14 protein-coding genes are annotated in these 11,010 nt (G+C 67.8%); 4 read left to right on the top strand and 10 right to left on the bottom strand.

Translation table 11 applies throughout. The features are described 5' to 3' along the window. Nucleotides 1-120 precede the first annotated feature (120 nt). The 6 genes from QO015_RS15110 to sdhC form a co-directional block, all read right to left on the bottom strand. Complete coding sequence (locus QO015_RS15110; RefSeq protein WP_266278449.1) at nucleotides 121-399, bottom strand: hypothetical protein; 279 nt, start codon at nucleotides 397-399, stop codon at nucleotides 121-123. A gap of 90 nt (nucleotides 400-489) precedes the next feature. Beyond that, entirely contained in the window at nucleotides 490-1,269 is a 780-nt protein-coding gene (locus QO015_RS15115; protein WP_266278448.1) for a succinate dehydrogenase iron-sulfur subunit, read from the bottom strand. Nucleotides 1,270-1,294: 25 nt separating this feature from the next. Then, the gene (locus QO015_RS15120; RefSeq protein ID WP_266278447.1) at nucleotides 1,295-1,741 is read right to left on the bottom strand and encodes a DUF3052 domain-containing protein; all 447 of its coding nucleotides are present in this window, start codon (nucleotides 1,739-1,741) and stop codon (nucleotides 1,295-1,297) included. 4 nt (nucleotides 1,742-1,745) lie between these two features. After that, nucleotides 1,746-3,569, bottom strand: coding sequence for a succinate dehydrogenase flavoprotein subunit (gene sdhA / locus QO015_RS15125; protein ID WP_266278446.1), 1,824 nt, complete (start codon nucleotides 3,567-3,569; stop codon nucleotides 1,746-1,748). A gap of 2 nt (nucleotides 3,570-3,571) precedes the next feature. Next, nucleotides 3,572-3,979 carry a succinate dehydrogenase, hydrophobic membrane anchor protein gene (sdhD, locus tag QO015_RS15130; RefSeq protein WP_266278445.1) on the bottom strand — a complete coding sequence of 136 codons (408 nt, stop codon included), beginning with the start codon at nucleotides 3,977-3,979 and terminating at the stop codon, nucleotides 3,572-3,574. Nucleotides 3,980-3,990: 11 nt separating this feature from the next. Next, on the bottom strand, nucleotides 3,991-4,389 hold the full coding sequence (sdhC, locus tag QO015_RS15135) for a succinate dehydrogenase, cytochrome b556 subunit (RefSeq protein ID WP_266278443.1): 399 nt from the start codon (nucleotides 4,387-4,389) through the stop codon (nucleotides 3,991-3,993). 131 nt (nucleotides 4,390-4,520) lie between these two features. Here sdhC and QO015_RS15140 point away from each other — a divergent pair, with 131 nt between their 5' ends. The 4 genes from QO015_RS15140 to QO015_RS15155 all read left to right on the top strand — a co-directional run bounded on the left by QO015_RS15140 (nucleotide 4,521) and on the right by QO015_RS15155 (nucleotide 8,279). Continuing rightward, nucleotides 4,521-4,901, top strand: a complete 381-nt coding sequence (locus tag QO015_RS15140) for a RidA family protein (protein WP_266278441.1) — start codon at nucleotides 4,521-4,523, stop codon at nucleotides 4,899-4,901. 101 nt (nucleotides 4,902-5,002) lie between these two features. After that, entirely contained in the window at nucleotides 5,003-6,115 is a 1,113-nt protein-coding gene (gene leuB, locus QO015_RS15145) for a 3-isopropylmalate dehydrogenase (protein ID WP_266278439.1), read from the top strand. A gap of 141 nt (nucleotides 6,116-6,256) precedes the next feature. Next, nucleotides 6,257-6,442, top strand: a complete 186-nt coding sequence (gene rpmF, locus QO015_RS15150) for a 50S ribosomal protein L32 (protein ID WP_266278437.1) — start codon at nucleotides 6,257-6,259, stop codon at nucleotides 6,440-6,442. Nucleotides 6,443-6,596: 154 nt separating this feature from the next. Continuing rightward, nucleotides 6,597-8,279: a bifunctional diguanylate cyclase/phosphodiesterase gene (locus QO015_RS15155; RefSeq protein ID WP_266278435.1), complete on the top strand. Its 1,683-nt coding sequence runs from the start codon at nucleotides 6,597-6,599 to the stop codon at nucleotides 8,277-8,279. On the opposite strand, the gene QO015_RS15160 is transcribed toward QO015_RS15155, so the two are convergent. From QO015_RS15160 to QO015_RS15175, 4 genes are all read right to left on the bottom strand, one after another. Continuing rightward, nucleotides 8,271-8,570, bottom strand: coding sequence for a 4a-hydroxytetrahydrobiopterin dehydratase (locus QO015_RS15160; protein WP_266278433.1), 300 nt, complete (start codon nucleotides 8,568-8,570; stop codon nucleotides 8,271-8,273). The genes QO015_RS15155 and QO015_RS15160 overlap by 9 nt on opposite strands. Beyond that, nucleotides 8,567-9,109: an RNA 2',3'-cyclic phosphodiesterase gene (gene thpR, locus QO015_RS15165; protein ID WP_266278431.1), complete on the bottom strand. Its 543-nt coding sequence runs from the start codon at nucleotides 9,107-9,109 to the stop codon at nucleotides 8,567-8,569. The genes QO015_RS15160 and thpR overlap by 4 nt, the downstream gene beginning before the upstream one ends. Before the next feature lie 132 nt (nucleotides 9,110-9,241). After that, nucleotides 9,242-10,291: an aldo/keto reductase gene (locus tag QO015_RS15170; RefSeq protein WP_266278429.1), complete on the bottom strand. Its 1,050-nt coding sequence runs from the start codon at nucleotides 10,289-10,291 to the stop codon at nucleotides 9,242-9,244. 57 nt (nucleotides 10,292-10,348) lie between these two features. Then, nucleotides 10,349-10,993: an arylesterase gene (locus tag QO015_RS15175; RefSeq protein ID WP_370877423.1), complete on the bottom strand. Its 645-nt coding sequence runs from the start codon at nucleotides 10,991-10,993 to the stop codon at nucleotides 10,349-10,351. Nucleotides 10,994-11,010: the final 17 nt, after the last annotated feature.

An 11,010-nucleotide genomic window follows, 5' to 3' on the forward strand; every position in this document is an offset into this window, starting at 1 on the left:
CCAAGGCTCTGGCGGGGCCGGGCGGCCCGCCTTCCGCGCTCACAATGCCGCCGGCGGCGCGCGGCGGACATGACCCACATCATGTCGCCGGCTCTTCGCATCGTCCGGCTGTCGGCCCGGTCAGCTCGAGCGGTCTTCCGGGCGCAGCGTCAGGCCGAACTCAGCCGCCTTGGCCGCGATCTCGGAGAGCGGCCGGTGCATCGCCTGCGCGATCACCTCCGCCGAGACGTCTTCCATCGCGAGTTCCCTGAGGCGGTCCACCGCCTCCAGCGTCCAGCGCGGGCCGGCCTCGGCCGCATGCGAGGCGCCGAGATGGGTGTTCGGAAGGGACGTCGTGGATTGCGGGCCTGCTTCGGCCGCCGCGGAGCGCTCCGCGGGCATCCCCGTTGGGTTCGACATGGCATCCTCCTGCGCATCCAGCCCCCGCCCTGCGCAGAGGCAGGGCTCAGGGCCGAACGCCGGGGAGGCGGCAAGGTTCCCGGCGGCGGATCAGACGCGCCGCTCGACCATCATCTTCTTGATCTCGGCGATCGCCTTGGCCGGGTTGAGGCCCTTGGGGCAGGTCTGCGCGCAGTTCATGATCGTGTGGCAGCGATAGAGGCGGAACGGATCCTCGAGATTGTCGAGCCGTTCGCCCGTCGCTTCGTCGCGGCTGTCGATCAGCCAGCGATAGGCCTGCAGCAGCACGGCCGGGCCGAGATAGCGGTCGCCGTTCCACCAGTAGCTCGGGCAGGAGGTCGAGCAGCAGGCGCAGAGGATGCACTCGTAGAGACCGTCGAGCTTCTCGCGGTCCTCGTGGCTCTGCAGCCACTCCTTCTCCGGCTCCGGCGTCGCCGTCTTGAGCCAGGGCTCGATCGAGCGATGCTGGGCGTAGAAATTGGTCAGGTCCGGAACGAGGTCCTTCACCACCGCCATATGCGGCAGCGGATAGATCTTCACCGGGCCCTTCACGTCCTCGATGCCCTTGGTGCAGGCGAGGGTGTTGGAGCCGTCGATGTTCATCGCGCAGGAGCCGCAGATGCCTTCGCGGCAGGAGCGTCGGAAGGTCAGCGTCGGATCGATCTCGTTCTTGATCTTGATGAGGGCATCGAGAACCATCGGCCCGCATTCGTCGAGATCGACGAAATAGCTGTCGACATGCGGATTGGCGCCGTCGTCGGGGTTCCAGCGATAGATGCGGAACTCGCGCACATTGTTGGCGCCGGCCGGCCGCGGCCAGGCCTTGCCCTCGTTGATCGTCGAGTTCTTGGGAAGCGTGAGCTGGACCATGATCGTCCCTTGCTGAGTGCTGTTGTCAGCGCCGATCCTTGCGGATCATCAATTTGAGTCCGGACCAGACGGCATCGACAGCCGCCACCTTGACGTCGACGAGGTCGAGCGCGAGGGCGGCATCGCGGATGACGTCCTCGGTCACGTCGGTCGGTACCCTGGATGCCTTCTTGGGCCAGGAGACCCAGATCATGCCGTCGCGGCGGATCGCCCCCTGCAAGCCGGCGAGATGGTCCTCGATCTCGGCCCGCCGGGCGGTGAACGCATGCACCGCGTCGAAACGGCCCCAGTCGAGCGGCGCGGACCATGTGTCGAGCCGCACGACCTCGGCGAAATCGGCGCTCGTGGCGAGCGGCTCCAGCGCCTCCGGCAGGCCGATGAAGGCGACCGTCATCCCGTCCCGGAAGCCGAGCTTCTCGGGCAGCGGCCGCTTCGAATAGCCGGCCTCGGGAGCGGGGGCGGTCACCGTCATCGCCTCAGTAGACTCGCGCCTTGGGCTCGATATAGGCGATGTCGTTCGACATCGTGTAGGTGTGCACCGGCCGGTCCTCGAGGCGCACGGACTTCGTCGCCGTGTCGACGAAGGCGAGCGAGTGCTTCATCCAGTTCGCGTCGTCGCGGTTCGGATAGTCCTCGCGGGCATGGGCGCCGCGCGACTCGGTCCGGTTCTGCGCCGAATCCATGGTCGCCACCGCCTGAACGATCAGGTTCTCGAACTCCAGCGTCTCGATGAGGTCGGAGTTCCAGATCAGCGAGCGGTCGGTGACGCGGATGTCCGACGCGTCGCGCCAGACATGGTGGATCAGCTCGTGGCCTTCATCCAGCACCTCGCCGGTGCGGAAGACGGCGCAGTTCGACTGCATCACCTTCTGCATGCGCAGGCGCAGCGCCGCCGTCGGCGTGGCGCCGTTCGCATGGCGCAGATGGTCGAGGCGCGCGATGGCGTCCTCGCCGTCGCCCTTGGCCAGTTCGCGCTGCTTCTCGCCGGGCCGGACGGTCTCGATGGCGCGCAGCGCCGCCGCGCGGCCGAAGACAACGAGATCGGTGAGCGAATTGGAGCCGAGCCGGTTGGCGCCGTGCACCGAGACGCAGGCCGCCTCGCCGACGGCCATCAGGCCGGGCACGACCTTGTCGGGATCGCCGCCGACCTTGGTCAGCACCTCGCCGTGATAGTTCGTCGGGATGCCGCCCATATTGTAATGGACGGTCGGCAGCACCGGGATCGGCTCCTTGGTGACGTCGACGCCGGCGAAGATCTTGGCGCTCTCGGAAATGCCCGGCAGCCGCTCGTGCAGGAGCGCGGGGTCGAGATGGTCGAGATGCAGGTGGATGTGGTCCTTGCCCTTGCCCACGCCGCGGCCCTCGCGGATCTCCATGGTCATGGCGCGGGAGACGACGTCGCGCGAGGCAAGGTCCTTGGCGGAGGGCGCATAGCGCTCCATGAAGCGCTCGCCCTCGGAATTGGTGAGATAGCCGCCCTCGCCGCGCGCGCCCTCGGTGATGAGGCAGCCGGCGCCATAGATGCCGGTCGGATGGAACTGCACGAATTCCATGTCCTGCAGCGGCAGGCCGGCGCGGAGCACCATGCCGCCGCCGTCGCCGGTGCAGGTATGGGCGGAAGTCGCCGAGAAATAGGCGCGGCCATAGCCGCCGGTCGCCAGGATCGTCTTGGCGGCACGGAAGCGGTGCAGCGAGCCGTCTTCCATCGACAGCGCGACGACGCCGCGGCAGACGCCGTCTTCCATGATCAGGTCGATGGCGAAATATTCGATGAAGAACTCGCAGGCGTGACGCAGCGACTGGCCATAGAGCGTGTGCAGGATGGCGTGGCCGGTGCGGTCGGCGGCGGCGCAGGTGCGCTGGGCGATGCCCTTGCCGAAATTCGTCGTCATGCCGCCGAACGGGCGCTGGTAGATCTTGCCGGCCTCGGTGCGCGAGAAGGGCACGCCGAAATGCTCGAGCTCGTAGACGGCGGCCGGAGCGTTGCGCACGAGATATTCGATCGCGTCCTGGTCGCCCAGCCAGTCCGACCCCTTGACGGTGTCGTACATGTGGAAGCGCCAGTCGTCCTCGCCCATGTTGCCGAGCGCAGCCGAGATGCCGCCCTGCGCCGCCACGGTGTGGCTGCGGGTCGGGAACACCTTGGAGATGCAGGCGGTCTTCAGTCCGCCCTCGCTGGCGCCGAGCGCCGCGCGAAGGCCTGCGCCGCCGGCTCCGACGACGACGACGTCGAAGGTGTGATCGATGAAGGTGTATGCGCGGCCGTTCACGGCCGGCGCGCTGCCATTGGCCTCGGCCATCGTCAGCCTCCGAAGGTGATCTTGATGAGGGCGAGCGCGGCGGCGACGCCGACCGCGATCGAGAAGAAGGCGTTGGCCACCAGCAGCGTGACCTTGGCGGCGCCGTGGAAGTAGTCCTCGATGATCACCTGCATGCCGATCTTCATGTGCCATGCGCCGGCGCCGACCATCAGCACCATCAGGAGCGCCACGAAGGGATTAGCGAGCACCGCGACCACCTCGCCATGCGGGCGGCCGGCCAGCGCGATGACGAGGATAACGAAGACGAGGGTGAGGACGGCGAGGGCGGCGCCGGTGAGGCGCTGATACCAGAAATGACCCGTGCCCTCGCGGGCGGAGCCGAGGCCGCGGACCCGGGACAGCGGGGTGCGCATCGAAGGCGTGGTCGTGGACGAACTGGGCGTCGACATGCGGGATGACCTCAGGAGAGCGCCAGGGCGACGATCCAGACCAGGATCGTCAGCGCGGCCGAGCCGATGATGTTCGCCCAGGCGAGATTGTCGCGGGCGCTCTTGGAGAAGCCGGCGCCGACATCCCAGACGAAATGGCGCAGGCCGCCCAGGAGGTGATGCAGCAGCACCCAGGTGTAGCCGAACAGCACGATGCGCCCGATCCACGAGCCGAACACGGCATTGGCGAATTCGAACGGGCCGGGGCCGGCGGCGGCGGCGATCAGCCACCAGGCCAGAAGCAGCGTGCCGCCATAGAGCGCGACGCCGGTTGCCCGATGCAGGATCGACATCGTCATCGTGATCGGCCAGCGATAGATCTGCAGGTGCGGAGAGAGCGGCCGGCTCGCCTTCGCCTCGGCGTTCGACATGGGCTGGATCCTCCTCTAGCTTACGTTTACGTAAGCTTCACCACTGCTTGCTGGAGTCGTTCTAGCGCCATTGTGCGGCCCGGTCAAAAGCCCTGCGACAATCTGGCCGATCCGTCTGGAAGGGAAATGCCATGGAGCGACGACTGATTTCGACCGGGTCGCCTTTCGAGCGGGCAGCGGGCTATTCGCGCGCGCTCGTGCAGGGACCATGGTGTTTCGTGGCCGGAACGACCGGCTACGACTACGCCACCATGACGATGCCGGACGATGTCGGCGCGCAGGCGCGCAACGCGCTCGCGACCATCGAGGCGGTGTTGAAAGATGCCGGATTTTGTCTCGAAGATGTTGTGCGCGTCCACTATTTCGTCACCGACGCTGCGCATGCCGACGCGGTCTTCGCCGAGACGGGCCGCGTCTTCGGCACGATCCGCCCGGCGGCCACCATGGTCGTCGCGGGCCTGATCCGGCCGGAAATGAAGGTCGAGATCGAGGTAACCGCGCTGAAGCCTTAACGCGGACGCGGTGCTTGCATCGGCCGCGCCGCCTCGCTATCGCTCGCCGATCCCTGCCTCATCTGCCCAGCCTTGGCCAGAACCTTCCGGAGAGCCGCGCCATGACCAGCTTCAACCTCCTGCTCCTGCCCGGCGACGGGATCGGCACCGAGATCATGGCCGAGGTGAAGCGCGTCATCGACTGGTTCGGCGCGCGCGGCGTCGCCTCCTTCGAATACGAGCACGACCTCGTCGGCGGCTCGGCCTATGACGCCCATGGCAAGGCGGTCTCCGAGGCGACGATGGCCAAGGCGCTCGCCGCCGACGCCGTGATCTTCGGCGCCGTGGGCGGTCCGAAATGGGATGGCGTGCCCTATGACGTGCGCCCCGAGGCGGCGCTCCTGCGGCTGCGCAAGGATCTGGCTTTGTTCGCCAATCTGCGTCCTGCCATCTGCTATCCCGCGCTCGCCGACGCCTCCTCGCTGAAGCGCGAACTCGTCGAGGGCCTCGACATCCTCATCGTGCGCGAGCTCACCGGCGGCGTCTATTTCGGCGAGCCGAAGGAGATCGTGACGCTGGAGAACGGCCAGAAGCGCGCCGTCGATACCCAGCTCTACACCTCGCCGGAAATCGAGCGCATCGCCCGCGTCGCGTTCGATCTCGCCCGCGCCCGCAACAAGCGCGTCGCCTCGGCCGAGAAGCGCAACGTCATGAAGTCGGGCGTGCTCTGGAACCAGATCGTGACGCGCGTCGGCAAGGAGGAATATGCCGATGTCGCGCTCGAGCATGTGCTCGCCGACAATTGCGCGATGCAGCTCGTCCGCCGTCCCAAGCAGTATGATGTCATCGTCACCGACAATCTCTTCGGCGACATCCTGTCCGACGTCGCCGCCATGCTGACCGGCTCGCTCGGCATGCTGCCCTCCGCCTCGCTCGGCGCGCCCGACGCGACGACCGGCCGGCGCAAGGCGCTCTACGAGCCGGTGCACGGTTCGGCCCCGGACATCGCCGGCAAGGGCATCGCCAACCCGATCGCGATGATCGCGTCCTTCGGCATGGCGCTGCGCTATTCCTTCGGTCTCGTCGCCGAGGCGGACCTGCTCGACCGGGCCATCGCCGGCGTGCTCGCCAAGGGGCTCAGGACCGCCGATATCGCCACGGCCGGGACTACGCCCTGTGGCACCACCGCCATGGGCGACGCGATCATCGCCGAGCTCGACATCCTCTCGACCTGATGGGGGCGAGGGGCAGTTTTTTGCGCGTGGACGCTGGCAATATCGGGGCAGACCCTGTATACGGCCGCATCCAGATTGACAGCCCGTTCCGACGGGCGGCACGCCGCGCTCGAGGCGGCGACGTGACGAAGGAAGATTGAAATGGCCGTTCCGAAGCGAAAGACTTCGCCCTCCAAGCGCAACATGCGCCGCTCGCATGACGCTCTTTCGCAGCCGACCTATATCGAGGACAAGAATTCGGGCGAGCTGCGCCGTCCGCATCACATCGACCTCAAGACCGGCATGTATCGCGGCCGCCAGATCCTGACGCCGAAGGCGGAAGGCTGATCCGGCCAGCCCGGTCTCAAGTGCTCGAAAGGCCGGCCTCGCGCCGGCCTTTTGCTTTTTGGGGGCGGGCCTGGCGGCCGCATTGTCCACGCGCATTGCGCGTGTCACTGTCGCGCCTCGCGCCGCCGCTTCGCCGGCGCAACAGGGACGGCCGATGCCGATGGACGACGCCTCGATCGAGCAGGTTCTCGCCCGCAACGGCGAGGCCGTCTATCGCTGGACGATCGGGGATGACAGCCTTGCCTGGAGCGCCGGCGCCGCTCGGCTGCTCGGTGTCGCCGACCCTGCCGCCATCGCGACCGGCGCCGCCTATCACGCGCTTTCCGACACCGGCAATCCGGTGTCGCGACGCGAGCAGGTGCTGAAGGGGCTCGGCTTCGACAATGGCGAGGGCGTTTCCTACAGGATCGAATATGCCCTGCGCCCGGAGGGGCTGGATGGGCCGGTCGTCTGGATCGAGGACATCGGCCGCTGGTATGCGGAGGGATCGCGCCGCGCCGTCCGTGCCGAAGGGCTCGTCCGCGTCATCAACGAACGGCACGCGCGCGAACAGAGGCTCGCCTTTCTCACGCGCTACGACACCGAGACGGGCCTCCTCAACCGCGCCTATCTCCTCGATCTTCTGACGAACACCATCGCGGACGCCCGGAAGTTCCGCACCTCCGCCGCCTTCCTGCAGATCGCGATCGACGACCTGCCGCTCATCAACGCCGCCTACGGGCTTCAGGCCGGCGACCGGGCGGTCGTGGCGGTAGCGCAACGCATTCGTGGTCGACTGCGCGAGGGCGATGCGATCGCGCGCTATTCGGGTGGCAAGCTCGCGCTCCTCCTCATGAATTGCGACGAGCAGGAGATGCAGGTCGCCGCCGAGCGCTTCCTCGCCGCCGTGCGCGAGGACGTCATCGTGACGCCGGAGGCGGCCTTCGCCATCACGGTCTCGATCGGCGGTGTCGCCATTCCGCGCCATGGCCGAAACCGGGCCGAGTGTCTTGAGCGGGCACAGGAGAGCCTCGACCTTGCGCGCGGCGCCGGCCGCGGCCGCTTCGTCGCCTTCGCGCCGTCGGCGGAGCGCGCCGAGCAGCGACGCGCCAATGCCGCCCTGTCGCGCCAGCTGGTCGGGGCGCTGACCGAGCGTCGCCTGCGACTCGCCTTCCAGCCGGTGGTCGATATCGCAACGCGCCGGCCGCTGTTCCATGAGGCGCTGCTGCGCCTCGTGCAGCCCGACGGATCGATCGTCTCTGCCGGACATGTGATGCCCCTCGCCGAGCAGCTCGGCCTCGCGCGGCTTTTCGATCTCGCGATCCTCGAACTCGTGCTCAAGGCGCTCGCCGATCATCAGGAGGCGGTGCTCTCGGTCAATGTCGCCCCGGAGACCATCGCAGCGCCGGACTGGCTGGCGCTCGTCACGGAAATGGTGGAGCGCCGCCCCGATATCGGGCGCCGTCTGATCGTCGAGATCACCGAGACCAGCGCCATCCGCAACATCAAGGAAACGGAACTGTTCGTCGACGCCGTGCACCGGCTCGGCGCGCGTGTCGCGATCGACGATTTCGGCGCCGGTTACACGTCGTTCCGCAGCCTGCGCCGCCTTGCCGTCGATGTCGTCAAGATCGACGGCGATTTCGTACGCGCCATCACGGCGAGCGGCGACGACCAGATCTTCGTCCGGCGCCTCGCGGAGCTGGCGCGCGACCTCGGCATCGAGACCGTGGCCGAATGGGTTCAGGACGAGGCGGCGGTGCGGCTCCTCGCCGGCTGGGGCGTGCAGGCGATCCAGGGGGATGTCTCCGGCGAGGCGAGCCTCGATCCCCCATGGGCCGCGACCAACTCAGACTGACTGGCTCGCGATCCGGTCGATGGCCGCGGCGAGGGCGATGTCCTTGTCCGTCAGGCCGCCGGCATCATGCGTCGTGAGCGTGATCGTCACGGTACGGTAGACATTCGACCATTCGGGATGATGGCCCATAGCCTCCGCCGCCAGAGCGACCCGCGTCATGAAGGCGAAGGCTTCGGAAAAGTCGCGGAAGTCGAATCGCCGCGTCAGCGCGTCGCGTCCGTCGGCCTCGTGCCAGGCGGCTTCGAGTGTCGCGAGGGCTTCGTCGCGCAGGGTGCCTTCGAGCCGGGTCATGCCGCCACCGCCAGCGGATAGCTGTGCTCGACGAGATAGGGGCCGCCGCCGACCGAATCGCGCGAGGAGAACAGAACGAATCGGCTCGCCGTGAAAGGCGGCGCATAGAAGCCGCCGCGCAACGCCAGATAGGACGCGACCTCCCGCTCGCTGGTCCCGCGCAGCCGCGCCAGCGTCACATGCGGCATGAAGCGCCGACCCTCCGCCGGCAGCCCGATCCGCTGCATGATGCGTTCGTGCTCGGCCTGCAGTTCGGCAAGCGCCCGGCTCGGTGTGACTCGCGCGACGATCGAATGCGGTTTCGACGTCCCGAATGCGCTGAGTCCGTCGAGTTGGAGCTGGATTTCCCGCCGGCGGACGCGGGACAGAGCCTCGGCGACCTCGTCCGCCGTGCGGAAATCGATGTCGCCGATGAAGCGTAGCGTCACATGATAGAAGTCCGCGTCGATCCACCGTGCGCCGGGCAGGCCGCCGCGAAGAAGGCTCAGCCTCTCGCCCACCTCCACCGGAACTTCGAGGGCAGTGAACAGGCGCGGCATCGGCATCTCCTCTGGTGCAAACGAGGATGTCGACAGCATTGCGGTTTGCCGGAGGGCTGTAAAGCCGCCTCGCCGCTCCAGCAGCGGCGCCGGCCGATCGATGGCCCGATTTCCGGCGACCGCCTCCCGGCCTCAGGGGGACGGATTGCCGCGCAGCTGGTGCACGGCGTCGAGGCGCGCCTCGATCTCCGGCGTGATGACGACGTCGATGCTCGCGATATCCGCTTCGAGCTGTGCCATCGTCGTGGCGCCGATGATGTTCGACGTGACGAAGGAGCGGCTGGTGACGAAGGCGAGGGCCATCTGCGACGGGTCGAGACCGAAGTCGCGCGCGACGGCGAGATAATCGTCGATCGCCTCATGTGCACCAGGCGTCTCGTAGCGCTGGCCGCGGTTGAAGAGCGTCGACCGGGCACCGGCAGGCCGGGCACCGTTCTGGTACTTGCCCGAGAGATAGCCCTGCGCGAGCGGCGAGTAGGCGAGGAGGCCGACATCCTCACGAAGCGCGACCTCCGCGAGGTTCACCTCGAAGGTGCGGTTGAGGAGGTTGTAGGCGTTCTGGATCGACACCACCCGAGGCCCCTTGCCGGCCTCGGCCGCGGCGACGAAGCGCATCGTGCCCCAGCTGCTCTCGTTTGAAAGGCCGACATGGCGAATCTTGCCGGCGGCGACCAGATCGGCCAGCACGTCGAGCGTCTCCTCGATCGGCACCTCGTCGGCGGCCGGGACAGGGTGCTTGTAGCGGACGGGATTGCTGCCCCACTGCGTCACCGTACGGTCGGGCCAGTGCAGCTGGTAGAGATCGATGTAGTCGGTGCCGAGCCGCTCGAGGCTGCCGTCGATGGCATGCTGGATGCCGGCGCGCACGAGGCGTGAGGAACGGCCGCCGCGGAACCAGTCCATGTCGGTCCGACCGACCACCTTGGACGCGATGACGACCTTGTCGCGGTTGCCGCGCGCCTTCAGCCACGAGCCGATGATCCGTTCGGTCGCGCCGGAGGTCTCGGCGCGCGGCGGGATCGAGTAGAGTTCGGCGGTATCGAGGAAGTTGATGCCGCGGTCGAGCGCGAAGTCCATCTGCCGATGGCCTTCCGCCTCCGTGTTCTGCTGGCCCCAGGTCATCGTGCCGAGGCAGATGGCGGACACGCGAAGGTCGGTCCGACCGAGCGAACGGTATTCCATGAAGAAACTCCGGTGGGGAGATGCGTAGGTGGTGGGCGGGCGCCGAGCGCGCCTCCCTCAGCGGGGGGCGGAGGCTTCGGCTACGAGGCGTTCGACGGAGGGTAGCATCCGTTCGACGATCAGCGCGACCCCTTCCGCGTTCGGATGAAGGCCGTCTCCCTGGAGGAGCTGCCGCTGCGCGGCGACGCCGTCAAGGAAGAAGGGATAGAGCATCGCGCCGTGTTCCTTCGCGAGCTCGGGATACATGGCGTCGAACCGCGACTGGTAGTCGGGCCCGAGATTCGGGGCGGCGAGCATGCCGGCGAGCAGGACGGGAATTTCGCGCTTGCCGAGCTTCGTCAGGATGGCGTCGAGCGCCGCGCGGGTACCGGCTACGTCCATGCCGCGCAGCATGTCGTTGGCGCCGAGTTCGACGATTGCCGCGTCGGCGCCGTCGCCCAGCGCCCAGTCGAGGCGCGCGAGGCCGCCGGACGCGGTGTCACCTGACACGCCTGCATTGATGACCGTGACGTCCAGCCCTTTCGCCCGTAGCGCCTTTTCAAGCTGCACCGTGAAGCCGTCCTCGGGACCGAGGCCGTAGCCGGCCGTCAGACTGTCGCCGAGCGCGAGGATCCTGACCGGCGCGGCGGAGGTGGAAGCCGGCGCGAAAAGCGCCGCAAGTCCGAGCGCCAGAGCCGGCAGCAGGGTCTTTATCATCACCATTCCCTTCCCATATCAGG

Source organism: Kaistia geumhonensis, from assembly GCF_030815145.1.
Classification (GTDB): Bacteria; Pseudomonadota; Alphaproteobacteria; order Rhizobiales; family Kaistiaceae; genus Kaistia; species Kaistia geumhonensis.

What these genes read in the sequence shown, in the direction of transcription:
- sdhD (WP_266278445.1), bottom strand. Translation starts at nt 3,979, where the DNA reads ATGTCGACGCCCAGTTCGTCCACGACCACGCCTTCGATGCGCACCCCG.
- sdhC (WP_266278443.1), bottom strand. Translation starts at nt 4,389, where the DNA reads ATGTCGAACGCCGAGGCGAAGGCGAGCCGGCCGCTCTCTCCGCACCTG.
- QO015_RS15110 (WP_266278449.1), bottom strand. Translation starts at nt 399, where the DNA reads ATGTCGAACCCAACGGGGATGCCCGCGGAGCGCTCCGCGGCGGCCGAA.
- sdhA (WP_266278446.1), bottom strand. Translation starts at nt 3,569, where the DNA reads ATGGCCGAGGCCAATGGCAGCGCGCCGGCCGTGAACGGCCGCGCATAC.
- QO015_RS15170 (WP_266278429.1), bottom strand. Translation starts at nt 10,291, where the DNA reads ATGGAATACCGTTCGCTCGGTCGGACCGACCTTCGCGTGTCCGCCATC.
- QO015_RS15115 (WP_266278448.1), bottom strand. Translation starts at nt 1,269, where the DNA reads ATGGTCCAGCTCACGCTTCCCAAGAACTCGACGATCAACGAGGGCAAG.
- thpR (WP_266278431.1), bottom strand. Translation starts at nt 9,109, where the DNA reads ATGCCGCGCCTGTTCACTGCCCTCGAAGTTCCGGTGGAGGTGGGCGAG.
- QO015_RS15120 (WP_266278447.1), bottom strand. Translation starts at nt 1,741, where the DNA reads ATGACGGTGACCGCCCCCGCTCCCGAGGCCGGCTATTCGAAGCGGCCG.
- leuB (WP_266278439.1), top strand. Translation starts at nt 5,003, where the DNA reads ATGACCAGCTTCAACCTCCTGCTCCTGCCCGGCGACGGGATCGGCACC.
- QO015_RS15160 (WP_266278433.1), bottom strand. Translation starts at nt 8,570, where the DNA reads ATGACCCGGCTCGAAGGCACCCTGCGCGACGAAGCCCTCGCGACACTC.
- QO015_RS15155 (WP_266278435.1), top strand. Translation starts at nt 6,597, where the DNA reads ATGCCGATGGACGACGCCTCGATCGAGCAGGTTCTCGCCCGCAACGGC.
- QO015_RS15140 (WP_266278441.1), top strand. Translation starts at nt 4,521, where the DNA reads ATGGAGCGACGACTGATTTCGACCGGGTCGCCTTTCGAGCGGGCAGCG.
- QO015_RS15175 (WP_370877423.1), bottom strand. Translation starts at nt 10,993, where the DNA reads ATGGTGATGATAAAGACCCTGCTGCCGGCTCTGGCGCTCGGACTTGCG.
- rpmF (WP_266278437.1), top strand. Translation starts at nt 6,257, where the DNA reads ATGGCCGTTCCGAAGCGAAAGACTTCGCCCTCCAAGCGCAACATGCGC.